Below are 25,023 nucleotides of genomic sequence, written 5' to 3' on the forward strand. Positions count from 1 at the left end.
TGTCTGGCAAGAGCCAGACCAAGGATCAGCTCGCAGCAATCAACACCGTGCTCTCCGGCGACCAGCGCAGCACGACATCCTGTCCTTCCGCCAGCCTGTCGGCGCCGGTGTTCTGCACGATGACCTTCAGCGTCTGGCCGTCACGCTCGACGAAATAGGTGCTGTTGTTGCCGGCGAAGATGCGCTTGGAAACCTGACCCTTCAGCGTGTTGGCATCGCCATCCGAAGCTCCGGCATCGGTGGCAATCCGAATGCGCTCGGGCCGTACGGCGCAGCTCGCCTTGGCGCCGGCGGCAAGCGTCGCGCCCGCACCTGCGGCAATCGCCGTGCCGTCCGGCAGGCGGATGCCGTTGCCGGTCGTATCGCCGCGAAAGATGTTGGCGTCGCCGAGGAAGGTGGCGGCGAATTCGCTTTTCGGCCGGTCGTAGATTTCCTCCGGCGGCCCTTCCTGCACAAGCCTGCCGTCGCGCAGGATGCCGATGCGGTCGCTCATCGTCAGCGCTTCTTCCTGGTCATGGGTGACGAAGATGGTCGTGATGCCGATCTCGCGCTGGATGCGCTTCAACTCGATCTGCATGTCGACGCGCAGCGCCTTGTCGAGCGCGCCGAGCGGCTCGTCGAGCAACAGCACGCGCGGCTTGGTGACGATGGCGCGCGCCAGCGCCACGCGCTGCCGCTGGCCGCCGGAGAGCTGGTGCGGACGCCGGCCGCCGAGCTTGCCCAATTGCACCAGGTCGAGCGCGCGCTGCACTTCCGCTGCAATCACCGCCTTGGCCTCGCCGCGCACCGAAAGGCCGAAGGCGACATTGTCGGCGACGCTCATATTGGGAAACAGCGCATAGTTCTGGAACACCATGCCGATGCGCCTTTTCTCGACCGGCACACGCTCGACACTCTCGCCGCCGATGGAAATGCGACCACTGTCCGGAAAATCGAAGCCCGCGATCTGCCTGAGCAAAGTGGTCTTGCCGCTGCCCGACGGTCCGAGCAGCGCATAGAAGCCGCCATCGGCGAAATCGATGGAGACATCGTCCAGCGCCTTGTGCGCGCCAAAGCTGCGCGAGACGTTCGCTACCTGCACGCCGGCCATTATTTCTCTCCGCCGAATTTGAAGAAGCGCGCCGTCAGCAGCATCAGCGCCATCGACACGACAATGATGATGGTCGACACCGCATTGATCTCGGGCGTGAACCCCTTGCGGATCGCGGCATAGATCTCGACCGGCAGCGTCGTCTGGCCGGGCGTCGACAGGAAGTAGGAGACGACGAACTGGTCGAACGACACGGCAAACGCAAACAGCCCGCCGGCGATGACGCCCGGCATGATCCACGGCAGCGTCACGCGCATTGTGACCTGCCACTGATTGGCGCCGAGCGATCGCGCCGCCTCCTCCAGCTCCGGCGCGAAGGTCTGCAGCCGCGCCGAGACGACGACGATGACATAGGGCAGCGCCAATGCGACATGGCCGAGCAGGATGGCAAACAGGCCGCGCCCGATGCCGACGCCGAAGAAGAAGATCAGCATCGCCGTGCCGGTGATCAGCCACGGAATGGCGATCGGCGGAAAGAGCAGCGCCTGCAGCACCTTCTTGCCGCGAAATTCGTAGCGGTAGAGCGCCAGCGACGCCGCCGAGCCGAGCGCCACGCTGATGATCGTGGTGATGATTGCGATCTCGAGGCTGTTCCAGGTGGCCGCGATCAGCTGGTCGTTCTGCCACAGCGAGGCGTACCACTCGGTCGTCCATTCGAACGGCAATTGGTAGAAGGGCGAGACGTTGAACGACATCAGCGCCATGATGATGATGGGCAGATAGAGAAAGGCGAGCAGCAGCAAGATATAGAGGCGGCCGAGCCCTTCGAGGATGCGGGTGGTCGCCATCACGCGGCCCTCCGCAACACCGGCGAGGCAATCGCCAGGATGACCAGCACGACGGCGAGCAGGATGAAGGAGAGCGCCGCTCCCAGCGGCCAGTTGAAGACGGCGACGAACTGGTCCTCGATCACAGTGCCGTAGAAGGTGCCGGTGCGGCCGCCGAGGATGCGCGGTTCCATGAACGAGCCGACAACCGGCACGAAGATCAGTGCCGCGCCTGCCACCAGTCCCGGCATGGACAGCGGGATGATCACCCGTTTCAGCACCTGCAGCCGCGAGGCGCCAAGCGAACGCCCGGCCTCGATCAGCGAATCGTCGATCGCCTGCAAGGTGAGATAACAGGTCAGCACCATGTAGGGCACGTAGGAGTGCACCAGCCCGATGATGACGGCCGGATAGGAATACATCAGATCGATGTTGATCTTGAACGGCAGCACGGCGTTCAGCGCCGTATCGAGTATGCCGCCTTCGCGCAAAACCATCGCCCAGGAGAAGATGCGCACCAGCCCGTTCGACCAGAACGGCAGGATGACCAGCAGGAAGATCGCTTCGCGGCTGCGGCCCTTCAGCACCTTGGCTAGCACGTAAGCGGCGGGATAGCCGATGACGACGCACCACAGCGTCACTTCGAGCCCAAGCCGCAGCGAGGCGAGCAGCAGCGTGAGATAAAGGCTCTGCGAGAAGAAGGCGGCGTAGTTGCCAAGGGTGAAAGCCCAGGGCTTTCCCGACAACGGCAGGTCGGTCATGAAGGAGAAAAAGACCATGGCCGACAGCGGCAGGAAGATCGCCACCGTCAGCCAGAGATAGGCCGGCGCCAGCAGCGGCAGAGCCGATCTCAACCCGCTGCGCGATGCGGTCGCGCTTTGTGCTGCCATGCCACCCTCCTCCCCAGGATTGAAAGCACCAGCCGGCGCGAACCGCCGGCTGGTCCGGACGTGGGTTTTATTTCACGTCGACCTTGAGCTGCTGCCAGAGCGCCAGGTAGGCCTCGCGCTGGGCATCGGTGATCGGCGCCTGGAACTGGATGCGCTTGGCGACCTCGGGATCGCCCATCACCTTGCGGTTGAAGGCATCCTGCGGCAGCGCCTCCACCGCCTTGGTGTTTGCCGAGACAGGCGCGCCGACCTTGGTGACCCATTCGACGTAGAATTTCGGGTCGATCATCCAGTTGATGAAGGCCTGCGCGCCTTCGACATTCTTGGAGCCGACCGGAATGGAGAAGGCATCCAGCCAGGCGACGGCGCCTTCCTGCGGAATGACCAGCGAAACCGGCAGCTTGAAATGCGTCTTGGCACGGTCGGCCGAGCCGCTCCAATAGGTGCCGATGTCGATCTGGTTGGAGGCGACCATCTGGTTCCAGTCGTTCTCCGAGCTCCAGAAGGTCTTGATCTGCGGCATCAGCGAGGTGAGCTTCGTCTTGACCGCATCCATATCCTTGATGTCGTTGATGTTCTGGCCGGTGGCGATAGCGCCGAACTGCACCGCCTCGACGGCGTCGTCGCGAATGACGACGCGGCCCTTGTGCTTGGGATCCCACATTTCGGCGATCGACGTCGGCGGCTTGTCGAAGGATTTTTCATTGATGGCGAGCGCCGTCAGGCCCCACACCCATGGCACGCCATAGACCTTGCCGTCATGGTCGAGCATCGGCGAACCGGCTTTGTCCTTGCTGATGTCGGCATAGTTCGGCAGCTTCGAGGTATCGATCGGCTGGATCAGTTTTTCCGCCATCGCCTGGTCATTGAAGGCGGCGTTGATCATGACCACGTCGTAAAGCCCCGGATTGGTCCGGATCTTGGTCAGCATTTCCTGTTCGGAATTGAAGAAGTCGTTGACGACCTTGTTGCCGGTCGCCTTCTCGAAGGCGGCGACCGCCCAGGGCTCGTCGGCGCCGTAGCCTTTCCAGTTGAGCACATGCACTTCGGCGGCACTGGCGGCCAGCGTGAGTGCGGTGGTGAAGACGGCGGTCGCCGTCAAGAGAGCAGTCAGTCTTGGCATGCGCATGTCGGTTCCTCTCTTTGTTTGCCCGCTTGGCGGGGCTTGTCAGGCTGTCTGATGGGCCTTCTGGTTCTGGCCCGGCGTGCCGGTCGCGGCGGCCTGGCTCAGGAAAGTCTGGATTTCCGCATCGGTCGGCGCCGATGAGCCGCCATGGCGGGTGACCGAAATGGCCGCCGCCGCATTGGCGTAACGCCCCGCCTCGAAGGGATGCACGCCGCGCGCCAGCGCACTGACGAAAGCGCCGATATGGGTGTCGCCGGCGCCATTGGTGTCGACTGCCGAGACCTTGAAGCCGGGAATGGTCTGTGCCGTGCCGTCGGCCAGCCTGACATGGCAGCCCTTGGCCGCCGAGCGGATGACGACACCGGTTGCCTGCGGACAATGGTCGTCAAGAAGCCGCGCCGCCAAAGCCTCGACATCACCTGGGCCGGCAATCTCGGCCGCTTCCGTCGCGTTGCAGCTGAGCCATGTGGCGCGGGCAAGCACCCGCGACAGGATCGGGCGCGGAATGTCTGAAATAATCGGCGTCGGGTCAAAGACGAACGGCGTTTGCGCAGGCAGCGCCTCGATCCAGTCTGCGAGCGCGTCGCGGCTGCCCGCATAGCTCAGCGTATAGCCCGAGGTGAACACCCAATCATCGGGCGCTACCGATAGCGCCGCCATCATGTCGAGGGTGAGAATGCTCTCCGCACCCGGCCACGAGACGAAAGTGCGTTCGGCATCGCTCGAGATCATGGCAACGCAATTGCCGCTGTCCATCGCGGGCGATGGCGGCGTCAGCGTCTCGATGCCCTCCGCGGCGAAGGCGGCGCGCAGGAAATCGCCGTTCGGCCCGCTGCCGAGCTGGCCGCCGAACACCACCGTCATGCCGGTGCGGCTGGCCGCGACCATCATGTTGAAGCCGCCGCCGGCGACCTGGGCAAAGCTCGATGCCGTCTTCTCGGTACCCGGCGCCGGCAAGGCGTCGATGCGGTAGACGTAGTCCACCACCGCGCTGCCGATATGGACGAGGCGCGCGCTCATGCCGCCGCATCCTTGCCGGAACCGGTCTTCTTCACCCTTGCCGCCACGAGATCGGCAGCAAGCGCGCGCACCTTTGACATGTCGATGCCGACAAGCCGGGCAATATGCTGCTGTGGCAACAGTGAAAAGCCGGTGCAGGCGCCGGCCATGCCGGCGGCTATGGCGCCGATCGTGTCGGTGTCGCCGCCGAGATTGGCGCTGATGACAGCCGCTTGCCAGGGATCGCCGCCGGCGACTTCCAGCACCGCGAAGGCCGCCGGAACCGATTCCTGGCTGGCAACGCCGGTGCCGACCAGGTCGGTGATCAGCCGGATCGCATCCCCCGTCACCTTGCCGCGCACCAGATCCTGCGCCCAGACGATACGCGCGGCGATGTCGCCGCCGGTCACCCAATGGCCAAGCGTTGCCCCTCGCCTCGCCGCCGCAACGGCACTGTCGGAGGCGGCACGCCAGTCGCCGCCGGCAACGCCGCGACTGACGGCCGCCGCAACCGCTGCGGCCGAGGCTATCGCGATCGAGGTGTTGTGCGTGGCCCGGCAGGTCTCCGCCACCTTGGCGACGAACGCATCGAGCGGCTCCGGCGGCATCATGATGCCGACCGGCGCAATGCGCATGGCAGCCCCATTGGTGTCACCGCTGCGCCCCGCTTCCTCGGCCGGCACGCCATTGTTGATGGCATCGATGGCACGTTTGGTCGATGGCCCCAGCAGATCATAGCTGCCGCGCGCCTTGACCTCGCGCTCCCAGTCGAGCAGCGCGTTGACCCAGCGTGCATGATCGAAACGGTGGCCTGACTCGACGAGAATGCGGCCGAGCAGAAGCGCCTGTTCCGTATCGTCGGTGATGGTGCCGGCCAACAATCCCTTCGACACCGGATGGTCGGCGAAGGGCGCGACGAAATCGTCGACATGGCCGTAGAGCTCTGCGATGCGGGCCGGCGACAGGAGCTGCGTCGGCATGCCGAGCGCGTCTCCCAGCGCCCCGCCGACAAGCGCGCCCATGGCACGATCGAGAATGGTATTATCCGCCATCGCTCAAAACCTCATATGCAGCGCGAAATGCGCGGGATTGAGCAGGCTGGTGACATATTCGATCGGCCGGTCGTCGGCCGCGCGCGTCAGCCGCCGCCCGCGCAGGAAGGGCGTGCCTTGCGGGCAACCCAGGATCGCCGCGTCCTCGGCATTGAGCATCTCGATGCCGACCCATTCTTCGCCATGGTCGGGGATGAGGCCGGCGGCGCGCAGCGTCTGATGGAGCGATCCTTCGCGCAGGCCGCGCAGCGGCACATCCTCAAGCTCCGGCGACAGCGGCAGGCGGCTGCGCTCGATGGAGATCGCGTGGCCGTCGCTGGCATTGGTTCGCACACGGTCGACGGCGATGAAGAAGGGGCTTTCGATCTCCAGCAAGGCGGCGAGATCGGCGTCCTCGATGACCTCCAGCCGCAGCGTCCTCGTCTCGGCATTGGCGCCCGCATTGGCCAGCGCCCGCGACCAGCCGATGGCGTCGTCGACCGGCTTGCCGTCGAAGGTGACGAAGGAGCCGATGCCGACCTTGGTGGTGATCAGACCGCGGCTGGACAGTTCCTTGAGGCCCTTGCGGACCGTGTTACGGCTGACGGAGAAGCGCTGGACGAGTTCGTTCTCACTTTGCAGGCGGTCGCCGAAGCCGAGCACGCCGGAGCGGATTTCATGCTCCAGAACGGTCGCGATCCGCTCGGGCTTGCCCGTGCCGGGAGACAGTTGAACCGTGCGCCGCTTCATATGCATACCTGTTCAGTGAACCTGTATAGTCCTGTTCAATACATGCCCATATACGTCCTGTCAATATGATGCCACCACAGGTCAAACAGGCCGCCCTTGTTCCCGGTAGTGTGGTAGGTTCCGCGTCGAAGGAGCAACATGTCCCAATCAACGCAGCATAAGAATCCCAAACTGATCGTCGTGGTCGCGTTCGACCGCGGCGAGGACGGTGAATTGTTTCCCGCCTTCGGCCCCGCCGACCAGCAGAGCGAAGACCGCGCCATACGCACCGCCCGAGCTCTGGCGGCAAAACACGTCGGCGTCATCGCCTGGAGTCGTGATGCCGACCCGACACTTGGCGACTATGGCCCGCCGACCACGCTGTTTGTTAGCGGCGACGTGCCCGACATGGAGTAGCGGCGACGCCCTCTGTAGGCTCGGTAAAATAAAATCTGGTTTTAATATTTACCGATGGAGAGGAACCGTTTTCTCTCGATTCCGTTTATCTACAGGTCGTTTATTCCAATGGCCTCGATAGAGAGGAATTTCCAGATGAACTTCAAGATGCTGAGCATGGGCGCGATGGCGCTTGCAATGATGACCGGCTCGGCGCTCGCCGCCACCCACACCTCCGCGCTGGACGATCCGGCAAAGATGGCGCCCTTCTACACAGACTCCGGCATGAAAACCATGAAGTCCGAGAAGGAATTCAAGGCAGCCTGGATGGCTATGAAGGACGAAGACCGCGCCTCGATGACGAAGGATTGCGGCGACAATGTCATCGGCAAGTCGCATGACAATTTCTGCAAGATGACCAAGCAGCTCGGCGGCGCGAACTGACGCTCCGCGATTTGGGCCAAGGCCCGATTGACCATTTGGACAAGGCGGGCCCGGTGCCCGTCTTTTCCTTTCGGCCATAAGCCGGCGACGCCGCCGCTGGCGGATTCAATTCGCGACAACGGTTCAGCAAAAGTGTAGCGTCAATCCTTGGAGCGGCAGAACGCCGCTCGTCTGGCTTTTGCCCATGTTCCAACCCATTGCGAATATCGAGGATGCGCAGACGCTGGCGCAGGCGATCGTCAACACGATCACCGAGCCGTTCCTGGTGCTCGACGAAAAATTTCGCGTGCTGGCCGCCAGCCGCTCCTTCTACAAGACATTCGAGGTTGACCCCGCGCAGACCCAGGGCACGCTGCTCTATGCGCTCGGCGACGGTCAGTGGGACATTCCCGCACTTCGCCTGCTGCTGGAGACGATCATTCCCGAGAAGACCGCCATGGACGGTTTCGAGGTCGAGCATGATTTCCCGCGGATCGGCCGCCGCACCATGCTGCTCAATGCCCGCAAGGTGCTTTACGACCACAGTTCAGCGATCACCATCCTTCTCGCCTTCAACGACATCACCGCCCGACGGGTGATCGAGAGAGAGAAAGAGGAGCTGCTCAAGCGCACCGAAGATCTGCTCAACCAGAAAGACGTGCTGCTGCGCGAAATGGAGCACCGGGTCGCCAACAGCCTGCAGATCATCGCCAGCATCCTGCTGCTGAAGGCGCGCTCGGTCACCTCGGAAGAGACGCGCCAGCATCTCAAGGACGCCCATCAACGCGTCCTGTCCGTGGCCGAGGTGCAGCGCCATCTCCACACCTCGGTCGGCATCGACGAGATCGATGTCGGCTCCTACCTTTCGAAACTGTGCGGCAGCCTCGCCACTTCGATGGTTGGCGAGGCCCAGCCGATCGAAGTCACCGTTACGACCGAAGGCGGCAGGATGGATTCGCAAAAGGCAGTCAGCCTCGGACTGATCGTCACCGAACTGTTGCTCAACGCCATCAAATATGCCTTCCCCGAGGAAAAGGACGGTGCTCGGATCCAGGTGAGCTACGAGACCGCCGGCAGCGACTGGAAACTGACGGTTTCGGACAATGGCGTCGGCAAGGTCATCAACGACGTGCCGGCCACCGGCCTTGGAACAGCCATCGTGGAGGCGCTGGTGAAACAGCTCGAGGCCAAAGTGGAAGTCATCGGCGACAACGACGGCACCAGCATCTCGGTCACCCGGGCAACGTTCACCTCGCGGGTGCCGCGCGCGGCGTAAGAACCGCTACCACGAGGCCTGCCTTCCCGACAGCGCCTCGCCCTGGATGGTCTCGATATGGCCGCGATCCGCCACCATCCGCCGCAGGGCGTGAAGATCATCGCGAATTTCGCAGAGTGTCGTTCGGAGTGTCGCGGGCATTGGCCAGCCTTCCGCAAACTCAACTGCCTCGGTGCAAGCCTGTTCCCTAATGCAAAAGCCCGCTCCGGGATACCGGGGCGGGCCTTGGGGGAGGATGAAGGGGTGGGACCCTCTCCTCTTGTTTCCACGGGGGGTGTGGACCGAAATCACCATACTCGATTCCTTCGGAATTTCGCATCACAAGCCGGCTTGCTTGCATCACAATCCGGTGCGCCTCGGCCTCGGTGCGGTCACGAAATCGCGATAGCCCCGACGATTTGCAGGCAGCTAGAGGCGCCCCAGCACGACAAGGATGATGATGATAAGCAAGACAAGCCCGAGCCCGCCGCCGCCATAGTATCCCGTTCCATAGAACGGCCCGCCGCCAAGCCCGCTAAAGCCGCCAAGCAGCGCAATGACAAGAATGATGATGAGTATCGTGCCTAAGCTCATTTTTCCCGCTCCCTTGGGCGCCGATGCGCCGGCCTCGAACACCGTCGCTTGCGGTGTTTCGAAGATGAGAACGTTCGAGCCGCCTTACCGTTCCGCCCGACTGTTCGCCGGCGAACAATCCCGATGGATACAGGGCGGGAATTGAAAGCGCCGACACGCGGGAAAGCCCGCCCGAGTGGCGGGCTTCCGACCGGCCTGAGGCCAGACCGTCGAAGCCTCACGGCTCCATCCCTGGCAGGCTTCAGCGACGGGCGATCAACAGGCAGAGCTGACGCAGGTCGCGATCATAGCTGCCCTCGCTGCTGAGCACGTCGACACAGCGCTTCTTCATGCGCGCCACCTGGCTGCTGGACATCTGGGCCACGACACCCGGCAGGCTCGGATTGCTGGAGGTCGAGAGATTGCTTGGGTTGGACGGATTGCTGGGATTGGTTCCGACGCCAATGCCCACGCCGATGCCGCCCGTGCCACCGACATTGGCGCCGAGTCCGGCGGTGGCACCACCAATACCGCCAACATTGGCGCCCACGCCGGTGCCGTTGCTGCCACCGATGGAAGCGCCGAGCCCGGCGCTAGTGCTGTTGGAGCCCCCGACATTGACACCGGCTCCGGTATTGATGCCCCCGCTGCCACCGACAGAGGCGCCGAGCCCGGCGCTGGCGCTGTTGGAGCCGCCGACATTGGCACCGGCCCCGGCGTTGCTGCCCCCGCCGCCACCGATAGAGGCGCCGAGCCCAGCGCTGGCGCTGTTGGAGCCGCCGACATTGGCACCGGCCCCGGCGTTGCTGCCGCCCACCGAAGCGCCGACGCCGAGCCCGGCTGCGCTTGCCGGCATGGAAAGAACGAGGACCATTGCACTACCCGCCAACACACTGGCGACTGTCTTGATGGTGAAAGCCATAACACTCTCCTGTAGTCGTTGCCCTATGACAGCCGGCGCACAGCCGATTGCAAATTCAGTTACGCTCCAGGTGAGATTCGGTTTCAATCGGCGCACACTTACGCAGCTGATGGTATTTATTGATGAAATGCACAGATTATAAGAGTGATAAAACTATAATACATATGTAAAAAATATTCTCAGATCGAGAGCGATAATCGTCGATATACCTTATCGCGCGGAAAGAAACTCGATTCCATAGAGCACCAGCCACTCCCATATTGCTGACGGACATCTCCGTCTAGCGCATGTCGTGACGATTGGACATCGGCCACGATGGCTGTGCTCGCAGAACCCAGCGGGCGGTGTTGGAAAACCAGGCCGTCAACAGGCTTGAGGCAGTTCCAGGAAATGTGGAACCGGTTTTCCCGGGAAAAGCGCGCGGCACTTTCCCTTGGGAACTTCGCCAAAACAACGAGATGGGCAGGTTGGCGCTTCTGTGAAACGGCGAACAGCTGTAAAATACGCGGTTGGCCACAAGCCAAACAAAACCGGCCACTCCAGCCTTTTCGATCGATAGTCTGGCCTCAGAATAAGCGGTAGAACAGCCTGTAGCGCACACGCTCCATGTAAGCGCGATACTCCGGCTCGGCGGCCAGAAGGGCTTCCTCGCGCAGGATACGATACAGCTGCATATAGGTGATGACCGCATAGACCGCGAGGTTGTGGAAGGAAAAGGCCGACAGCAGATAGAGCACATGGCCGGCAAGGTAGCCGGCATAGATCGGGTGCCGCACAATCCGGTAGGCGCCGCCGGTCATCACGCCGCGATTGCCGGGCAGGATGGCGAAGGAACGGCCCAGCGATATCTTGCCCCAGATGACAAACAACAGCGCGACGAACTGCAGCGGCGCGGCGAAATAGACCGGAACAAGCGCAATGCCAGGCTGGAGGCTGATCAACGCAACCCCGAAACTGGCGGTCACGGAGACGACGACCGTAAGCGGATTCCAGTCACGCGTCACCGGACGCCGCGACAGAAGCAGCCAGGTGAAAGTGAGTATCTCGGAAATCGCCACCAGCGCGGCGTTGAGCCGGGTCGGGTCCTCCATGACCTGGGACACGCCGCGATAGACGAACAGCCCCGCGCAGGCCAGGGCACAGAGACGAAAGAAGCCCTCGCGCAGGTCGACCAGTATGTCACGCCTTCGCGCGGCGGAGAAAAATCCGCCCTCATTACTATGCGAAAACGCTTCACTTTTTGACGTGAGCAACGCAAACACCCCAATGATCCCTCAAAGGGACCATTGCACGCAACCATTGCCGTGCGGTTAACCCGGAACATCGGATCGGCGCGAAATCACGCCCGCGTCCGGCGCGAGATCAGGTTTGGACACTGTCGGAAGCGGGCCTACAATTTATGCTTGCATTTTTGGAACGAATAGGGAACAATACGCGGATTAACCGCTAAGCTGACCAAGGTTTTTCGGGGGAGGACCAGCAATATGGCGAGCTGGAAAGGTGCGGGATTGCCCGCCGCCGCGATAGGATTGCGCGTAGAACGCGCGAAGCGCCGAGGCCGACCGCGAGAAGGCGCTGAGCCTCGGGCGAAATAGAGACAAGGTTCGGGAGGGCTGGCGGATGACGCGTTGGAAAGGTGTGGGCGTGGCGGCGATAGCCGCATTGTCGTTCGTTGCGCTGAAGGTGTTGCCCTGGGCGCTCGGCTTTGCCGGCGGCAAATATCTCTATCAGACTGTGGCGGGCTCGCCCGATCCGCAAATGCTGACCACGGCTCAGGTGAGCGAACAGATTGAGAGCCAGGGGAGCCAGATATTCAAAGCAATCAAGCAGGAATTCCCAGAAGACTACGACGCCGTCGTGGAAAAGATCACGGCCGTGGCCAGACTGGGAAATGTCGACCAGGTGCGAAACACCAGCAGGGTGGCGGTGGCCGATCTCAGGCAACGATACGCATCCCTTCTGTCCTCGGCTCCGGACAGCAAGGCTGCGGAAGCCCTGCGCGCGCAATTGGACATGCTCAACCATGTCATGGCGCGGGAAACAGCTGCCACCTGTGACAACTACCTTCGCCAGGGGCCGGGCGCGCTCAGCACGCCGGACCAGGATTTTCTGGGTGACATGGACAAGATAGGCGCCACCCTGTTCCACGCTTTCGGCGCGGCGAAAAAGGGCGGTCTGCCGGCCGCTTCGGCCAGCGACGAAGACTGGTCGCTGCTGGCCGACGCTTTCATCAAGGCTGGCGGCACTCCCGTCGAGATGAATGCCATTGCCAATGTCAGCCTGGAATTCGAAGGTCTCTGCCCGGCCGTCGCGAAACTTTATACGTCTGCTCTGTCGCTGCAGGGTGAGCCCGGGCGGCATATCAAAACCACTTTGCTCTATGAGATCGCCCGGAACTAGTCGGGTCTGCGGATCCGCGCGGTGATCAGGATCTGTCATGCCTGGCGAGCCTCTTTGGCTCGCCAGGCATACCCGGCTTCGAGAGGCCGACTGGCCGCCCCGGTTCACCGTTTCACGGACACGGCAACCACTCTAGCCCAAAGTTGAATTGCTGAAATACTTCGTGAAATCAGGTCTTTGCGTCAGAATCTTACCATCCGCATCGCGCAAAATGCCCGCTTTGAAGAGAAAGTCGCCGATCGCTTCCATCTTGGCCGGATCCATCGTGCCGATGGCGCCGTTCTCCGCGCGCAGATAGTGTCCGTCGATCAGCGCCTTCAGCGATGCTTCGATCAATGCCGGATTGGTCAACGCATCCTTGTTGGCGGCGATCAGCAGCGCGGCGGCTTCGGCCGGATGATCCACAGTGAACTGATAGCCGCGCCGCGTTGCCTGGATAAAGGCCGACGCCAGTGCCGGGTTTGCTTGGAGATACGCCTCGCTCGACGAGATCAGCGTTGTATGCTCGTCGGGCACGCCGTAGTCGGCATAGACGAAGCTGCGCTGCTTGATGCCTTTGAGTTCGGCCTCGACGCCCTCCCAGGTCGAGACCTCGAGCGTGAAGTCGACCGAGCCGTTGGCCAGCGCTTCATAGGCGGAGGTGCCGAGTGTCACAGTTTCGAAATTGCCCTTGCCGCCGTCGTGGCGGATGATGGTCGAGATCAGTGCGTTTTCCCAGGCGCTGCCGAAACCGCCATAGGTCAGGCCATCAAGGTCCTTCGGACTTTTGATCTCGCCGCGCTCCGCATTGAAGACCACCCGGCCGGTTTCGGACTGCACCACGGCATAGACGGCCTTCAGATCGGCCCCGGCGGTCTTCTGGGTGAACAGGCTGATGGTGCCATTGATGCCGAAATCGGCGACGCGGTTGGCGACCAGCGTGCCGGCGCCGGTATCGCTATAGGGCAGAATGTCGACCTCGAGGCCGGCCTCGCGGTAAAACCCCTTGTCGCGCGCGACGAACAGCCCGATGTGGTTGGTGTTGACCGTCCAGTCCAACGCGACGGTGACTTTTGGCGTCGCGGCGAAGACGCGGCTTGATCCGGCGATCAGCGGAAGACCGCTGGCAAGGGTGAGCAGCAAAGCCTGCCGGCGTGTCAGATCAGTCATGGTCATATCCTTTGGATGGTTGAGGGTTGAGCAGAATGTCGAGTATCTCGGCTTCGAGTGCGCCGGCCTGTTGCGCGGCGGCGCCGGCCGGATCGCGCGGACGCGGCAGCGGCACCCTGATTTCACGCAGCACACGGGCCGGTCGCGCCGACAGCACATAGATGCGGTCGGACAGGTACACGGCCTCGCGCACATCGTGGGTGATCAGCAGCGCCGTCCAGCGATGGTGGCGCCACATCTGCTCGAGCCAGCGCTGCATGGCCGCGCGGGTCAGCGCGTCGAGCGCGCCGAACGGCTCGTCGAGCAAAAGCATGTCGCGCGCCTGCACCACCGTGCGCAGCAATGCCGCGCGCTGGCGCATGCCGCCCGAAAGCTGTGCCGGAAAATGCCGCTCGAAGCCGGCAAGGCCGAACTCGGCAAACAGCGGGGCGACACGCGCCCGCGCCGCCTTGCGCCTGATGCCTTGCACCTCGAGCCCGAGCGTCGTGTTGTCGAGGATGCGCCGCCATGGCATCAGCGCGTCGCGCTGCGGCATGAATGCGAAATGCCGGCCATGGTCGTCGAGCGGCATGCCGTCGAACAACATCTCCCCTTCGCCATGCTCGGCACCCGTCAGAAGCTGGAACAGCGTCGACTTGCCGGCGCCCGAAGGCCCAAGGATCGAGACGAATTCACCGGCACCGACGCTGAGCGAAATGTCGGCAAGCACGTCGAGCCCGCCAAACGCCTTGCGCACATGCCGCAATTCGAGCCGGCTCATCGCCATGGCCCCTTTCCTGCAGATTGCGGGTCGGCCCGCTCCCAAGGCATGGCGAGGCGTTGCAAGAGCACCGTCAGCCCGAACAGGATCAGCGTGAGCGCGACACTGACACCGACCGCGGCCAGCACCAGATCGGGGCGGAAATTGTTCTTGGCGTTGAGCATGTAGATGCCAAGCCCCTTCGCCGCCCCGGCATATTCGGCGAAGATGGCGCCGACCACGGCATAGGTGATGGAGATCCGCAGGCCGGCGAAGAAATAGGGCAGTGCCGAAGGCAGCCGCGCCAGCACGAAGACGCGCCAGCGCCCTGCCCCCATGGCGCGCAGCATCTGGCCGATCTCCACCTCGGTCGCCTCGTAGCCCTGCACCAGAGCTACCAGCATCGGGAAGAAGGTGACCAGCGCCACCAGCATGATCTTCGGCGTCAAACCGAAGCCGAACCACAAAACCACCAGCGGCGCGATGGCCACCAGCGGCAAGGTCTGGCTGACGATGAAGACGGGAAACAGCGCGCGCCGCAGCGGCTGGAAGAAGTCGACCAGCATGGACAGTGTGAAAGCGGCACCGAGCGAACAGGCAAAGCCGATCAGCGTGGCGCGGATGGTGGGGATGGCGTTGTCGATCAGCGCATCACGATTGAGCATCGCCTGTTCGAAGACGCGTGAGGGCGCCGGCAGGATCGTCGGCTTGATGCCGGAATAGGTAGCGTAGAGCTCCCACGCCATGAGGAGCAACCCAACGGAGATGACGGCGGGGGCTGCCTTGGCAAGGGAAGCCGCGAGCGGGCGCGGCGCGACTGAAGATGAAACCACGGGCATAACCTTTGACGGGGACGCGCGGAAGCGCGGCCGGCCTAGACAGCCGACGGGCTGTTGGCGGAAACCGTGACGTCGAGGGTTACGTGGCCGGCGCCCGGCCCGAAGCGGCAGAAGGCTTCGTTCAGCGCCGAAAAGATTGCGCCGGTATCACCGCGCAGTTTGGTGCAAAAATTCTTGGAGCGATCGTAGACGCCGGACTGCTTGAGGAAATCGATGCAGCCGTAGATCTCGTCCATGTGGTCGCCGATGCCCATCACATAGAGCGAGAATTGCGCCGCCGCCGGCTGACCGGTGGCAGCAGCATTACGCACGGCGGTGATGGCGGCTTGCTTTCGTGGGCCGAGCGGTCCGACAGGACCGCCAAACGCATCGGAGCGGCAGATCGGATCGTCCGGCTCGCCCGGGCAGCCCCGCGAAATGGCGGCCGACAGCACGCAATGCTTGCCGCTCTGCGCCGCCGCTACGAACAGGTCGCGCAGCGCCGGGAACAACACTTCGGGCGGCCCGACCAGCAAGGTCGAGATGTCATCGGTCTCGATCCGGAGCCTGTCCCGGTAGGGATCGAGCGCGCTGAGCGCGCCCAGGATGACGCCGACGAAATCGTCGGCCATGGGATATAGGGAAATCTGTGCGCCTGAAAACATCGCCCGCCTCGCTCCGCTGGTATTACCCAGATCAGCTTCTAGGGTCTGTGGGCTTGCCGCCCCCGTCTCAGCCCCGACCGTACGGAGCACCCCTGTGGATGGGCGCGTTAAAGCACCATTCGAATGGAAGGGGAAGCCGTTTTTTAAGCGCACCGGGCCAAAAGCATTGCACCAGGGGTCGCAAACCGATGCCAACGGCGACGCCACGGCGCCCACCGCGAACAGCAACAACTGCGAGTGATTGCCCAAAAAAGAAAAGCCGCCGGACACCCGGCGGCTTTCGATATCATTCCCAACGATGCTTTATGCCAACCGTTAGGATACGGCCTTCTCGCGTACCGGCAGCTTCCAGCCCGGCCTGACGAAATGGCAGGTATAGCCGTTCGGATATTTCTCCAGATAATCCTGGTGCTCGGGCTCGGCTTCCCAGAAGGCGCCGGCCGGCGCGACTTCCGTGACGACCTTGCCGGGCCACAGGCCGGAAGCATCGACATCGGCAATGGTGTCTTCGGCGACGCGCTTTTGCTCATCGCTTGTGTAGTAGATCGCCGAACGGTAGCTCATGCCGACATCGTTGCCCTGGCGGTTGCGCGTCGTCGGATCGTGGATCTGGAAAAAGCGCTCCAGCAGCGTGCGATAGCTGATCACGGCCGGATCGAAATTGATCTCGATGGCTTCGGCATGGGTACCGTGGTTGCGATAGGTGGCGTTGGCTACATCGCCGCCACTATAGCCGACACGCGTGGAGATGACGCCGGGATAGCGCCGTATCAAATCCTGCATGCCCCAGAAACAGCCACCGGCAAGCACTGCGCGTTCGGTCGAAGTCGCCATGTCACGTCTCCTCAAAAAGGCAATTCCACCTCATGTAGCGGTTTCCCGCCCGGAATTGCGCAGACAAAATTGGATTTCCCAATAGATGGGCATTGTCGTCCGCTTCGTCCAGTCGCGCGGAAACAACGCGGCCATGAGCGAACGATATCACGACGCGGTCGGGGATCGAACCGCTTCAGTTGCCCGGATGCAGGGTCTGGCTGTCGACGGCAAGCGGCGGATACAACGTGCCGGGCGGAATGGCGGCAAAGCTGATTGCCACAGGCGGCGCCGTGCGCGACCAATTGAAAAGAACGGTCTTGACCGGGAAGTTGCCCAGCCATGTCCGCAACTGCGGCGGCACGTCATGCCCCGGCCAAACCATCAGCATGCCGTGGTCGCGCAAGCGCTGGCTGGTGATCCAGGGCGCGAACCGGGTATCGAGATCGGTGAAGATCGACGGCTTGTCATAGGCATTGAGGCCCGCCAGCATGGCCACCTGGGTATCGCCGCCGACAATGTCGAGCCTGCCTGGCGCCGCGGCGTGCCAGACGGCCTCGGCCTCGTCCGCGATCGGCTGTGCCGGCCAGCAGACGGCGTCCAGGCGCCCCCGCACATTGCAGCCCGTCCAACGGAGCGCCGCATAGGCGCTCGACATGGTGAGGATGCAGAGGAACGCGCAGATCGCCAGCCTTCGCATCTCGATGGCGCCGAGCCGGTGGCCGAGAAAGGCGAGCACCGTGACACCGACGAGATTGTACATCGGCGCGCCCCAGGACTCGCCTGTGCCGGTGAACAACGAGGCCACCATGATCAGGGTCGCCGGGCCAAGCCCCATCCACACGAGATAGACCAGAATGCCGCGCTCGACCGGCACTTCCGGGGCGGGCGAGCGCCGCAGCAGCCCGGATATCGTCAGCACCAGAAGAAAGCCGGAGAGCCCGGCCATCTGGACACCGATGTAGTAGAGGCGCACCCGGTTTTCGGTCACCCATTGGTCGCGGGCTGCGAAATAGGTCAGTGGCAGGAAATCGATACGGTAGAGCGCGATGGCCAGCGGCGCGGCAACGGCGAGAAAAACGGCAAGGCCGAGCCATGGCCAGGGCGTCGCCAGCCGGATGCGCGCGCGTGCGTCATACAACAGCCAGAGCGCGCCGAAGGCAAGCAGCAGGCCGGTGGAGAACTTGGCATAGAGCCCGACGCCCGACACCAGTCCAAGCGCCAGCCACCAGCCCGGCCCGCCGCCACGGCCGGCGCGCCAGAGCAGCCAGCAGATGGCCGCCCAGAACGGCATCTGCGCGTAGTCATGATTGAATTGCGGGGTCGGCCAGCCGAAGAAATAGACCGACGGCATCAAAAGCACGGCGGCCAGCGCGCGGCTTTGCCCGAGCATGTCGCGGGCCAGCAGATAGACCAGGATGAAGGTCGACGAGATCGTCAGCTGGGCAAGCATGTATTGCGGCCAGCGGAAAGATCCGGTCAGAAGATGGCTGGTTTCGAGCAGCCAGCCCGGAAGCTGCGGGTGCTTGTAGGTCAACAGCACCCATTCGCGGCCCCACATGAAACCTTCCACCACATCGCCGGGCGGGGCGGGATCGATCAGTGCCGGCACCACCGTCCAGCACAGGATCTGCACCAGGCACAAAAGCGCCAGCAAATACCAGGGATGGCGGAGCAGACCTGGCCATACCGATGACGGTTCGAGGCCGGCGGCAGTCAGCCCCGCCGGCGCCCAACCATCCATGGAGTCGTCTATTCCCACCATGCGGCGCTTAAACCACATCGTCCGGTTTGCCGAACAGCCCCAACGTCAAAGCTTACGAAAAAGTATACTTGCAGGCCATTGCAAGACCAAGATTGGGCGGGAATTTCGGCGCTCCGTTGCCCTCCCCCGGCAGAACAGCCGCCCATTTGATCCTGCCTGAACATCCCGGATATTCGATGCGTCACCAGCATGCCGTCATCCATCATCGCGCGTTCGACTTCTGGCTGGCACGCGCGGCGGTTCTCGTCATCATCTGTCTGCAACTCCTGGTGATCAACGATCTCTCGTTCGGCCCGCGCTGGCTGGCGCCGGCGCTGGAGGCCGCCCTGCTCGTGCCCCTGTCCGTTGCCACCGCCTGGACACAGGTCGCCAGCCAGAAAGCGGTCGAGGAGGAGCACTGGTATCTGGTTGGCCGGTTTCGCGTTGTCATCCGCAGGACGGCGCTGGCGATGACCGGTGTCGTCAGCGTTATGAATTGCGGTTCGCTGGTGTTCCTGGTGCGCGCCTTGCTGGCGGGCCATGCCGGGTCCAGCGGCCAGACACTATTGATCGACGCGCTCAACATCTGGGTCACCAATGTCATCGTCTTTGCCTTGTGGTTCTGGAGCACGGACCGCGGCGGGCCGCCGACCTGCGGCCTGGTCAACCGCGCCCATTCGGACTTCCTGTTCCCGCAAATGACCCTGAACGACCGCGAGATCCGCGACTGGCTGCCGGGCTTCGTCGATTATTTCTTCCTCGCCTTCACCAATGCGACGGCGTTTTCGCCGACCGACACCTTGCCGCTCTCCCAGCGCGCCAAGCTGTTGATGATGGCCGAGGCGATGATCTCGCTGCTGACGATCGCACTGGTCGCGGCCCGCGCCGTCAACATCCTTGCCTAGGCCCAGAAACAAAAAATAGCCCGCCCGGCGAACCGGAGCGGGCTATTGGATGGTATCCGAGGCTGCGGCCCAGGGTGGACGATCCTCGCCCTCAATCCGCGCCGAGGTCGCGTTCGAAGACCACCTGATCGCGCAGCGGGATGCCGTTCACAGCCGAGCCTTCTGGGTAGCCGGTCGATGGCCCAAACGCATCCTGCACGATGCGCCACATCCGAAAACCCTGTCTCTGGTAAAATCGCAGATTGCCTATATCGGCCGCCGCGGTCGACACGATCAGGCGCCGACCGTGACGCTCGCGGCAGCGGGTGATTGCCGCCGCGACAAGGGCACGCCCCAGCCCCTCGCTCTGCCTTGCCGGACGAACCGCCAGGCTCTTGAGCTCGAAGACACCGCCCTCGCCTGTCTCGATGAGCTGCACATGGCCGATGATCCTGTTGCCATCGCGCGCGACCAGCACCTCGCCCTCATCGATATAGCTGGAAACCTGCGTGGGAGAATCGTCGGCAAGCGCAAACAGCGGCAGCAATATTTCACGGTCGCCGTCATATCGTTCAATCTGCATCCGTAACTCCGGGCCGGATCAACGCCGCCGCGAGTTCGGCAACCTTGCATCGGATATAGCAATGGCAGGTCTGAAGTCGCAACGCAAAATGCCCGCCCCGGCTTGAGCCGAGGCGGGCATTGGCTCGATCGAGCCGTCAGGCGCGAATTCTCGGACGCAGGGCAAGGCCTGGAGCTATTCCCCGATCACGCCCCGCCGCGTGCAATCCGTCACTCAAACCAGCCAAACGTAACCCTAACCACCAAGACCGCGACCAGGATTGAGAGCGGCACCGCCATGAACAGCCCAGCTTCTAATAATCGGGTTTCCTTGTCACTGAACATTAGGCCTGCCTCATCAAGCTTCGCTCAGATAGAAGCTGCGAAGCCTGTTTCAGTTCCGAATGCCGGCGACGTGCGATCCACGACCGATTTGGCTTAACGTGGTTGCCTGGAGAGCGAAATCAGTTCGGTTTCCCCAATGAAGCCGGCCATCTATTTTGCAATGACACGGGAGGTCGGCGCATCATTCGATTGGCGCTCCATTCCGCCCCGACAAGACGCGGGGGCTTCCGAAGCAATTTAGCCCGCCCAAATGCTGGTATTCCTGGAGACGCTAGAAGGCAGACTGAGGGCGAAAGTGCCCCAAACAAAAAGCCCGCCGGCCGCAGCCAGCGCGCCTTGCCCTTCCTTCGTTCGCATGTTTCGCCGATATGAGTAGGGGTGCATACATATTCGCCAGTCGGCGCTGCCATCCTCAAGGCCCTGCCGGTCAGGCCCAGTGGCCTTCCGCTGCCAGTCCCCTCTAGCAACCAAGCCGCTGGGCCGCAGGGGCGCGATTTGCGCCAAATATGCAGCGCGAAGGCGCTGAACAGAAGGTGTTGCTCGATGCTCCGGACAGACAATGGCGCGGCGCTGAGGCTTTCAGATTTTGCCGACCCTAACGATGCAGTAATTGCCGCAATCGAGCTCTATGGGCCGGAAGCGCAGACCGCGGCGGCCTACTGTGCCATGGAAGCACACTTCGCCGGGCGACTGGCCGATTTCCGCCTCTGGTGCGAAGTCTTTCGCGTCTTCAAAACCAGATTCCATTGAGAGGCACATATATCGGGGCCTAATGCCGCCACGGCCATCAGCGCGTTCGCGCCGCGCAGCCCGCCGGGGAGATAACGAAGCAACCATCAGAAATACGGAAGCCCGCTTCTGCGGCCTTTCAGTCTTCCGTCGCCGGCTTGAACTTCCGCACGATCACCTCGAACAAAATATCCGAGAGGCGGCAACGATCGCCGCGCGTTCTTCGGGCGAATAATGCGCGGCATCGTCGATGGTCATGAAGGTGACGTGACGGGTCATGAGGCGGCCTGAATCAATTGGCGAGATGTCAATCGTATCACTTTGTTAAGGCGAGATTTTCGGGCGACACGCGGCGGCTCTTTCCTTCTCCCCTTGTGGGAGAAGGTGGATCGGCGTGCAGCGCCGAGACGGATGGGGTGCGTGACGGAGCGCGGCGGCGCCAAGCTGGAACACCCCTCATCCGACCGAGCTTCGCTCTGCCACCTTCTCCCGCAAGGGGAGAAGGGAAGGCCTGCGCGCACCGCATCTCACCCGTTCCCCATCCTCTCCACCTCCCCCGCCGACAGGAACAACAGCACCACGTCGCTCATGCCAAGCAGCGGCGTGAAAGTGACGATGGTGATCCCGCTGGTCGCGTTGGTGCGGGTCAGGCCTTCGGAATAGATGTCGAGCGGCGGTTCCTCGTCGAACCAGACGCCATGCAGCGTCTCGCCCTGCCATTTCTCGCGGCCCTTCTCAAAACTCTTGAACGACAGCACGCTCTCGCCGGTCTGCACATCGCCGCCGCCGCCATGGCGCACGACGACGCTGTCGAGCGCGCCGCGATTAAGGACACGAATAAGCCGGTTGAGTGGGGCGGAAAAGCAGCTTCAATCGGACTAGAAGTCGCAAAGAAACTTATAAATAGGCGGATAGAATTCGGTCATTGCGAGGGCGACGTAGCGCGTGGGGATATCCACAATTCTGGCAACATCCGCGAGCGGAATTTTGCCCTCCTTGAACGGCCCGTACAATTCGTCACGAGCAGCCAACGGGAAGAGTACTGCCAGCGCCTGTGTTATGGCGATCCGATCAGTCAGGACCTTCATCCCATCTTCCTTGAAATCTTGCATTTCGGTAGGCAATGAGAGGCGTTCGATCAATTTTGCAAAATCTGCCTCGGATTTGACCTGTGAGCCGACCGGGTCCAGCAGGTGGATCAATTCCTTACAGGCAACGAAGCGCCTCCAATCGTCGGGAAGCGCCTTAGCCACCGTGATTTCAGCTACGTTGATTTCTGGGCCGCCGGGCGAGGTCGGATAAGACCAGTGCACCACAGAGCCTCGCAGGACGGTCGGATCGACGTCGGCATAGAACCAATAGATCTCGCCGTCGAAGCCAAGCTTCCTGACAGCAGGAATAACGTCATCGATGATATCGATCGGGACTTCGGTCCTTTTTGAAAAGGCCTGAATCAATTTCGCGGCTGACATCAAATTCCCCAAAAAATAAGGGCCTTGGAATAATCCAAAGCCCTTATCTCTGTCTATAGTGTTTAGTTGTCAAAGAGTCTTGACGAATTCCCGCACGTCCATCTTCGGTCGCGCCGTCTTCGGTGCACCATCCAAGGTATCACCATCCATCTTGCGCTGGAGAGACGCAGAGTGCGCCTGATCGCACAGCTCATTGGGCTCAATCAAATCTTTGTCGCCACGGAAGAACTTCACATTGACGAGATTCATATCCGGCTGCCGAGCGTAGAGGCAGCCCATGATATGATCGGTAGTAGCTTCAGACATATCAACCTCCTTGTCGGTTGAGTTGGCACCACGCCAACCTTCATGTTGACATCAATAGCTCATATATGAGCAGGCGCATCACCTTTTAAGGCGTGCGCCTACAACATTTGTAGCCAAAGTCAAGATGACCGGTTCCCATTAACATCATCCTAACACGTCCTTAACGAGTTGGAAGTGGGTCTAGGCCGGTTTTCTCGTTTGCCATGCCGTTTATAGCGCAGACAATGTCCACATTGCGACAAACAGCAGAAATGTTATCGACGCAGTTAACGACGTTTGTTCACTGCAATCAATGTCCTGAAAACCAATCTGTTCCATGTCAAACATCAAATTGCTGAAAGCCGAGCACGGCCGTGATTCCATAGGCGGACTCGGACAATCGTGGAATGTGACCTATAAATAGCTGGTTTTCAGGATTATCCAAGTCAGGCGCAAAGCCATGGCATCTGCTGGAACTGGTAGAGGGAACCGAGCCTGCGTTCAGCTTGGAAAGCTGACGATCTGAACAGCCTCCCAGGACAGTGGCCTCACCCCTTCCCCATCCTCTCCACGTCGCCTGCCGACAGGAACAACAGCACCACGTCGCTCATGCCAAGCAGCGGCGTGAAAGTGACGATGGTGATCCCGCTGGTCGCGTTGGTGCGGGTCAGGCCTTCGGAATAGATGTCGAGCGGCGGTTCCTCGTCGAACCAGACGCCATGCAGCGTCTCGCCCTGCCATTTCTCGCGGCCCTTCTCAAAACTCTTGAACGACAGCACGCTCTCGCCGGCCTGCACATCGCCGCCGCCGCCATGGCGCACGACGACGCTGTCAATTGCCCCAGGAACGTTGCGGCCCATGATGGTCTGACGAATAGCGTCCGCCGGGATCATGCCGGTGCCCCAGGCCGCCTGCTGCTGCGGCGGGCCGACCAGCACGCGCTGCGGGTTGTCGCGCGTGCCCTCGCCGGTCACGCCGGCGGCCCACAGCCGCACGGGCGTGTCGAAAACCTTGCCTTGCCACCACGCGGGATAACGGCCGGTGAGGTGCATCGCCCATTCCGCGCCGCCAGCCCGGGTCTTGCCGAGCTGGTTGCCGGCCATGAACAGCCTTTCGCGGTTGAGCGCTCCTGCCGCGTGAAATTCGGCCTGGCGCCGATACGGTTTGTATGCCGCCAGCAGGTTGCGGCGTCTGCGGCGGTCAAGCTCCGCCAGAAGCGCCAGATATTCCGTCTTCGCTGATATCGGCGGGGTCTTCGAGGAACGGCCTGAGGACGGTTTCGAGGCCACGGATACGGCTGCGGATCTCTTCATCACTCAAGGCGTCCAGATGGTTGATGGCGACATCGAAATCCCTGGGCAGCACCGAAAGCACGATCTTCAGATACTGGTCGGGCTTGTCGGCCCGCACTTCGGCGATGACGCCGGCGCCATGCGCGCGGAAATCGGCGCGCACGGCGGCCAGAAAATCATCGCCCAGCGTCTTTTTCGTCTGCTTCGCGCGGGGCTTCGGCGCGACCGCCGCGCGGGCCGGCTTGCGCCTTGCCGGCCTGGCCTTGCGGCGTGCCGGCCTGGCGATGGCTTCGTCAGCCATCGGCCTGGTCCATCGTCTTTGCGGCGGTATCGCTGGCCGCCTTGCTTGCCTTCGGCATCGATCCAGTCGGCTTCCTCGAGCGGGTTCTTTTCTTCGCCCGCTTGGCTCGTTTCGGCTTTGCCACCGCGGCAGGTTTTGCGGCACCGGCGCGTTTTGCCACGCTGGCCTGCGCTTTGAGCCGCGCCAATATGAGACCCATGGCGTGGCCGCCGATGCCGGCTTGGGGAAAACCAAAGCCACCAGCCGGGTCCCGCACCATGCCGATCAGCACGCCGGATGCCACCGGCTCGACGCGCCCCAACCGCACCTGCGGCGGCGCGCCCTCGAATTCGCCGATGGCGCTGACGATTTCGCGGCCGTCATCGTCGGTGATGATCGTGGCGTAGCGTTGGGTCATTGGATTTCTCGCAAAGGTCGCGCCCTACGGCGCCCCCCTCTGTCCTGCCGGACATCTCCCCCACAAGGGGGGAGATTAGCAGCTCAAGCGCCCCGCCTTCCTTGCGACGTTGTGATTGGCGAAGCCGCCGGAAAATAGCCGATCTCCCCCCTCGTGGGGGAGATGTCCGGCAGGACAGAGGGGGGCGCTGGCCCGCCAGCCTACAAAGTTGGCGGCCGGGCGGATCGG

Annotated in this window: 30 protein-coding genes and 1 riboswitch; of the genes, 6 read left to right on the forward strand and 24 right to left on the reverse strand. The window is 62.4% G+C overall.

Annotated elements, in window-relative coordinates:
• Positions 1–25 precede the first annotated feature (25 nt).
• The 7 genes from MAFF_RS08045 to MAFF_RS08075 all read right to left on the reverse strand — a co-directional run bounded on the left by MAFF_RS08045 (position 26) and on the right by MAFF_RS08075 (position 6,653).
• On the reverse strand, positions 26–1,090 hold the full coding sequence (locus MAFF_RS08045) for an ABC transporter ATP-binding protein (RefSeq protein ID WP_010910394.1): 1,065 nt from the start codon (positions 1,088–1,090) through the stop codon (positions 26–28).
• Complete coding sequence (locus tag MAFF_RS08050; protein ID WP_010910395.1) at positions 1,090–1,878, reverse strand: ABC transporter permease; 789 nt, start codon at positions 1,876–1,878, stop codon at positions 1,090–1,092. The genes MAFF_RS08045 and MAFF_RS08050 overlap by 1 nt, the downstream gene beginning before the upstream one ends.
• The gene (locus tag MAFF_RS08055; RefSeq protein WP_010910396.1) at positions 1,878–2,747 is read right to left on the reverse strand and encodes an ABC transporter permease; all 870 of its coding nucleotides are present in this window, start codon (positions 2,745–2,747) and stop codon (positions 1,878–1,880) included. Before MAFF_RS08055 ends, MAFF_RS08050 begins: the two co-directional genes overlap by 1 nt.
• 67 nt (positions 2,748–2,814) lie before the next feature.
• Entirely contained in the window at positions 2,815–3,876 is a 1,062-nt protein-coding gene (locus MAFF_RS08060; protein ID WP_010910397.1) for an ABC transporter substrate-binding protein, read from the reverse strand.
• Between the two features lie 39 nt (positions 3,877–3,915).
• Positions 3,916–4,893 (reverse strand): carbohydrate kinase family protein, encoded by a 978-nt coding sequence (locus MAFF_RS08065; RefSeq protein ID WP_010910398.1) that lies wholly within the window; start codon positions 4,891–4,893, stop codon positions 3,916–3,918.
• Positions 4,890–5,924 (reverse strand): ADP-ribosylglycohydrolase family protein, encoded by a 1,035-nt coding sequence (locus tag MAFF_RS08070; protein WP_010910399.1) that lies wholly within the window; start codon positions 5,922–5,924, stop codon positions 4,890–4,892. Before MAFF_RS08070 ends, MAFF_RS08065 begins: the two co-directional genes overlap by 4 nt.
• Before the next feature lie 3 nt (positions 5,925–5,927).
• Entirely contained in the window at positions 5,928–6,653 is a 726-nt protein-coding gene (locus MAFF_RS08075) for a GntR family transcriptional regulator (protein ID WP_044548111.1), read from the reverse strand.
• A gap of 138 nt (positions 6,654–6,791) precedes the next feature.
• Here MAFF_RS08075 and MAFF_RS08080 point away from each other — a divergent pair, with 138 nt between their 5' ends.
• From MAFF_RS08080 to MAFF_RS08090, 3 genes are all read left to right on the forward strand, one after another.
• Complete coding sequence (locus MAFF_RS08080; RefSeq protein ID WP_010910401.1) at positions 6,792–7,049, forward strand: hypothetical protein; 258 nt, start codon at positions 6,792–6,794, stop codon at positions 7,047–7,049.
• Between the two features lie 135 nt (positions 7,050–7,184).
• The gene (locus MAFF_RS08085; protein WP_044548112.1) at positions 7,185–7,472 is read left to right on the forward strand and encodes a hypothetical protein; all 288 of its coding nucleotides are present in this window, start codon (positions 7,185–7,187) and stop codon (positions 7,470–7,472) included.
• A 184-nt stretch (positions 7,473–7,656) separates the two neighbouring features.
• The gene (locus MAFF_RS08090; RefSeq protein WP_010910403.1) at positions 7,657–8,727 is read left to right on the forward strand and encodes a sensor histidine kinase; all 1,071 of its coding nucleotides are present in this window, start codon (positions 7,657–7,659) and stop codon (positions 8,725–8,727) included.
• A gap of 6 nt (positions 8,728–8,733) precedes the next feature.
• Here MAFF_RS08090 and MAFF_RS41155 read toward each other — a convergent pair whose 3' ends face one another.
• The 4 genes from MAFF_RS41155 to MAFF_RS08110 form a co-directional block, all read right to left on the reverse strand.
• Complete coding sequence (locus tag MAFF_RS41155; protein ID WP_280113141.1) at positions 8,734–8,868, reverse strand: hypothetical protein; 135 nt, start codon at positions 8,866–8,868, stop codon at positions 8,734–8,736.
• Positions 8,869–9,135: 267 nt separating this feature from the next.
• Positions 9,136–9,300, reverse strand: coding sequence for a DUF3309 family protein (locus tag MAFF_RS08100; RefSeq protein ID WP_064987425.1), 165 nt, complete (start codon positions 9,298–9,300; stop codon positions 9,136–9,138).
• Positions 9,301–9,541: 241 nt separating this feature from the next.
• Positions 9,542–10,201, reverse strand: coding sequence for a hypothetical protein (locus MAFF_RS08105; protein WP_048894781.1), 660 nt, complete (start codon positions 10,199–10,201; stop codon positions 9,542–9,544).
• Positions 10,202–10,767: 566 nt separating this feature from the next.
• Positions 10,768–11,463, reverse strand: a complete 696-nt coding sequence (locus tag MAFF_RS08110) for a methyltransferase family protein (RefSeq protein ID WP_032930909.1) — start codon at positions 11,461–11,463, stop codon at positions 10,768–10,770.
• A 376-nt stretch (positions 11,464–11,839) separates the two neighbouring features.
• On the opposite strand from MAFF_RS08110, the gene MAFF_RS08115 reads away from it, so the two are divergent.
• Positions 11,840–12,601 carry a hypothetical protein gene (locus MAFF_RS08115; protein WP_244420738.1) on the forward strand — a complete coding sequence of 254 codons (762 nt, stop codon included), beginning with the start codon at positions 11,840–11,842 and terminating at the stop codon, positions 12,599–12,601.
• A 132-nt stretch (positions 12,602–12,733) separates the two neighbouring features.
• Here the strand turns inward: MAFF_RS08115 and MAFF_RS08120 are convergent, their stop codons facing one another.
• The 6 genes from MAFF_RS08120 to MAFF_RS08145 all read right to left on the reverse strand — a co-directional run bounded on the left by MAFF_RS08120 (position 12,734) and on the right by MAFF_RS08145 (position 18,529).
• Positions 12,734–13,750, reverse strand: a complete 1,017-nt coding sequence (locus tag MAFF_RS08120; RefSeq protein ID WP_010910408.1) for an ABC transporter substrate-binding protein — start codon at positions 13,748–13,750, stop codon at positions 12,734–12,736.
• Positions 13,743–14,510, reverse strand: coding sequence for an ABC transporter ATP-binding protein (locus MAFF_RS08125; RefSeq protein WP_080512043.1), 768 nt, complete (start codon positions 14,508–14,510; stop codon positions 13,743–13,745). The genes MAFF_RS08120 and MAFF_RS08125 overlap by 8 nt, the downstream gene beginning before the upstream one ends.
• Positions 14,507–15,328, reverse strand: a complete 822-nt coding sequence (locus MAFF_RS08130; RefSeq protein ID WP_010910410.1) for an ABC transporter permease — start codon at positions 15,326–15,328, stop codon at positions 14,507–14,509. Before MAFF_RS08130 ends, MAFF_RS08125 begins: the two co-directional genes overlap by 4 nt.
• Before the next feature lie 35 nt (positions 15,329–15,363).
• Positions 15,364–15,972 (reverse strand): YkoF family thiamine/hydroxymethylpyrimidine-binding protein, encoded by a 609-nt coding sequence (locus MAFF_RS08135; protein WP_044548116.1) that lies wholly within the window; start codon positions 15,970–15,972, stop codon positions 15,364–15,366.
• A riboswitch (TPP riboswitch) is annotated at positions 15,963–16,076 on the reverse strand. Its footprint overlaps the gene before it by 10 nt.
• 211 nt (positions 16,077–16,287) lie before the next feature.
• Positions 16,288–16,806 (reverse strand): peptide-methionine (S)-S-oxide reductase MsrA, encoded by a 519-nt coding sequence (msrA, locus tag MAFF_RS08140; protein ID WP_010910412.1) that lies wholly within the window; start codon positions 16,804–16,806, stop codon positions 16,288–16,290.
• A 175-nt stretch (positions 16,807–16,981) separates the two neighbouring features.
• Positions 16,982–18,529: a glycosyltransferase family 39 protein gene (locus tag MAFF_RS08145; RefSeq protein WP_080511812.1), complete on the reverse strand. Its 1,548-nt coding sequence runs from the start codon at positions 18,527–18,529 to the stop codon at positions 16,982–16,984.
• Positions 18,530–18,726: 197 nt separating this feature from the next.
• On the opposite strand from MAFF_RS08145, the gene MAFF_RS08150 reads away from it, so the two are divergent.
• Entirely contained in the window at positions 18,727–19,434 is a 708-nt protein-coding gene (locus MAFF_RS08150) for a hypothetical protein (RefSeq protein WP_010910414.1), read from the forward strand.
• A 91-nt stretch (positions 19,435–19,525) separates the two neighbouring features.
• Here the strand turns inward: MAFF_RS08150 and MAFF_RS08155 are convergent, their stop codons facing one another.
• Positions 19,526–19,996, reverse strand: a complete 471-nt coding sequence (locus tag MAFF_RS08155) for a GNAT family N-acetyltransferase (RefSeq protein WP_010910415.1) — start codon at positions 19,994–19,996, stop codon at positions 19,526–19,528.
• 866 nt (positions 19,997–20,862) lie between these two features.
• Here MAFF_RS08155 and MAFF_RS08160 point away from each other — a divergent pair.
• Positions 20,863–21,069, forward strand: a complete 207-nt coding sequence (locus tag MAFF_RS08160; RefSeq protein ID WP_019859288.1) for a hypothetical protein — start codon at positions 20,863–20,865, stop codon at positions 21,067–21,069.
• Positions 21,070–21,575: 506 nt separating this feature from the next.
• Here MAFF_RS08160 and MAFF_RS08165 read toward each other — a convergent pair.
• From MAFF_RS08165 to MAFF_RS08190, 6 genes are all read right to left on the reverse strand, one after another.
• Positions 21,576–21,848 carry a terminase large subunit domain-containing protein gene (locus MAFF_RS08165; protein ID WP_010910416.1) on the reverse strand — a complete coding sequence of 91 codons (273 nt, stop codon included), beginning with the start codon at positions 21,846–21,848 and terminating at the stop codon, positions 21,576–21,578.
• A 78-nt stretch (positions 21,849–21,926) separates the two neighbouring features.
• Positions 21,927–22,520 (reverse strand): hypothetical protein, encoded by a 594-nt coding sequence (locus tag MAFF_RS08170; RefSeq protein ID WP_010910417.1) that lies wholly within the window; start codon positions 22,518–22,520, stop codon positions 21,927–21,929.
• Positions 22,521–22,589: 69 nt separating this feature from the next.
• Entirely contained in the window at positions 22,590–22,826 is a 237-nt protein-coding gene (locus tag MAFF_RS08175) for a hypothetical protein (protein WP_010910418.1), read from the reverse strand.
• A gap of 527 nt (positions 22,827–23,353) precedes the next feature.
• Positions 23,354–24,118, reverse strand: a complete 765-nt coding sequence (locus MAFF_RS08180) for a terminase large subunit domain-containing protein (protein ID WP_010910419.1) — start codon at positions 24,116–24,118, stop codon at positions 23,354–23,356.
• A complete protein-coding gene (locus tag MAFF_RS08185) occupies positions 24,006–24,398 on the reverse strand; it encodes a hypothetical protein (protein ID WP_010910420.1) in 393 nt (130 codons plus the stop codon). Before MAFF_RS08185 ends, MAFF_RS08180 begins: the two co-directional genes overlap by 113 nt.
• A complete protein-coding gene (locus tag MAFF_RS08190) occupies positions 24,391–24,795 on the reverse strand; it encodes a hypothetical protein (RefSeq protein WP_010910421.1) in 405 nt (134 codons plus the stop codon). The genes MAFF_RS08185 and MAFF_RS08190 overlap by 8 nt, the downstream gene beginning before the upstream one ends.
• Positions 24,796–25,023 lie beyond the last annotated feature (228 nt).

Source organism: Mesorhizobium japonicum MAFF 303099, assembly GCF_000009625.1.
In the GTDB taxonomy this organism is placed as follows: Bacteria; Pseudomonadota; Alphaproteobacteria; order Rhizobiales; family Rhizobiaceae; genus Mesorhizobium; species Mesorhizobium japonicum.

Coding starts and splice junctions, on each gene's coding strand:
- MAFF_RS08045 (WP_010910394.1), bottom strand. CDS start 1,090: ATGGCCGGCGTGCAGGTAGCGAACGTCTCGCGCAGCTTTGGCGCGCAC.
- MAFF_RS08050 (WP_010910395.1), bottom strand. CDS start 1,878: ATGGCGACCACCCGCATCCTCGAAGGGCTCGGCCGCCTCTATATCTTG.
- MAFF_RS08055 (WP_010910396.1), bottom strand. CDS start 2,747: ATGGCAGCACAAAGCGCGACCGCATCGCGCAGCGGGTTGAGATCGGCT.
- MAFF_RS08060 (WP_010910397.1), bottom strand. CDS start 3,876: ATGCGCATGCCAAGACTGACTGCTCTCTTGACGGCGACCGCCGTCTTC.
- MAFF_RS08065 (WP_010910398.1), bottom strand. CDS start 4,893: ATGAGCGCGCGCCTCGTCCATATCGGCAGCGCGGTGGTGGACTACGTC.
- MAFF_RS08070 (WP_010910399.1), bottom strand. CDS start 5,924: ATGGCGGATAATACCATTCTCGATCGTGCCATGGGCGCGCTTGTCGGC.
- MAFF_RS08075 (WP_044548111.1), bottom strand. CDS start 6,653: ATGAAGCGGCGCACGGTTCAACTGTCTCCCGGCACGGGCAAGCCCGAG.
- MAFF_RS08080 (WP_010910401.1), top strand. CDS start 6,792: ATGTCCCAATCAACGCAGCATAAGAATCCCAAACTGATCGTCGTGGTC.
- MAFF_RS08085 (WP_044548112.1), top strand. CDS start 7,185: ATGAACTTCAAGATGCTGAGCATGGGCGCGATGGCGCTTGCAATGATG.
- MAFF_RS08090 (WP_010910403.1), top strand. CDS start 7,657: ATGTTCCAACCCATTGCGAATATCGAGGATGCGCAGACGCTGGCGCAG.
- MAFF_RS41155 (WP_280113141.1), bottom strand. CDS start 8,868: ATGCCCGCGACACTCCGAACGACACTCTGCGAAATTCGCGATGATCTT.
- MAFF_RS08100 (WP_064987425.1), bottom strand. CDS start 9,300: ATGAGCTTAGGCACGATACTCATCATCATTCTTGTCATTGCGCTGCTT.
- MAFF_RS08105 (WP_048894781.1), bottom strand. CDS start 10,201: ATGGCTTTCACCATCAAGACAGTCGCCAGTGTGTTGGCGGGTAGTGCA.
- MAFF_RS08120 (WP_010910408.1), bottom strand. CDS start 13,750: ATGACTGATCTGACACGCCGGCAGGCTTTGCTGCTCACCCTTGCCAGC.
- MAFF_RS08125 (WP_080512043.1), bottom strand. CDS start 14,510: ATGAGCCGGCTCGAATTGCGGCATGTGCGCAAGGCGTTTGGCGGGCTC.
- MAFF_RS08130 (WP_010910410.1), bottom strand. CDS start 15,328: ATGCCCGTGGTTTCATCTTCAGTCGCGCCGCGCCCGCTCGCGGCTTCC.
- MAFF_RS08135 (WP_044548116.1), bottom strand. CDS start 15,972: ATGTTTTCAGGCGCACAGATTTCCCTATATCCCATGGCCGACGATTTC.
- msrA (WP_010910412.1), bottom strand. CDS start 16,806: ATGGCGACTTCGACCGAACGCGCAGTGCTTGCCGGTGGCTGTTTCTGG.
- MAFF_RS08145 (WP_080511812.1), bottom strand. CDS start 18,529: ATGGATGGTTGGGCGCCGGCGGGGCTGACTGCCGCCGGCCTCGAACCG.
- MAFF_RS08150 (WP_010910414.1), top strand. CDS start 18,727: ATGCGTCACCAGCATGCCGTCATCCATCATCGCGCGTTCGACTTCTGG.
- MAFF_RS08155 (WP_010910415.1), bottom strand. CDS start 19,996: ATGCAGATTGAACGATATGACGGCGACCGTGAAATATTGCTGCCGCTG.
- MAFF_RS08160 (WP_019859288.1), top strand. CDS start 20,863: ATGCTCCGGACAGACAATGGCGCGGCGCTGAGGCTTTCAGATTTTGCC.
- MAFF_RS08170 (WP_010910417.1), bottom strand. CDS start 22,520: ATGTCAGCCGCGAAATTGATTCAGGCCTTTTCAAAAAGGACCGAAGTC.
- MAFF_RS08175 (WP_010910418.1), bottom strand. CDS start 22,826: ATGTCTGAAGCTACTACCGATCATATCATGGGCTGCCTCTACGCTCGG.
- MAFF_RS08180 (WP_010910419.1), bottom strand. CDS start 24,118: ATGAAGAGATCCGCAGCCGTATCCGTGGCCTCGAAACCGTCCTCAGGC.
- MAFF_RS08185 (WP_010910420.1), bottom strand. CDS start 24,398: ATGGCTGACGAAGCCATCGCCAGGCCGGCACGCCGCAAGGCCAGGCCG.
- MAFF_RS08190 (WP_010910421.1), bottom strand. CDS start 24,795: ATGACCCAACGCTACGCCACGATCATCACCGACGATGACGGCCGCGAA.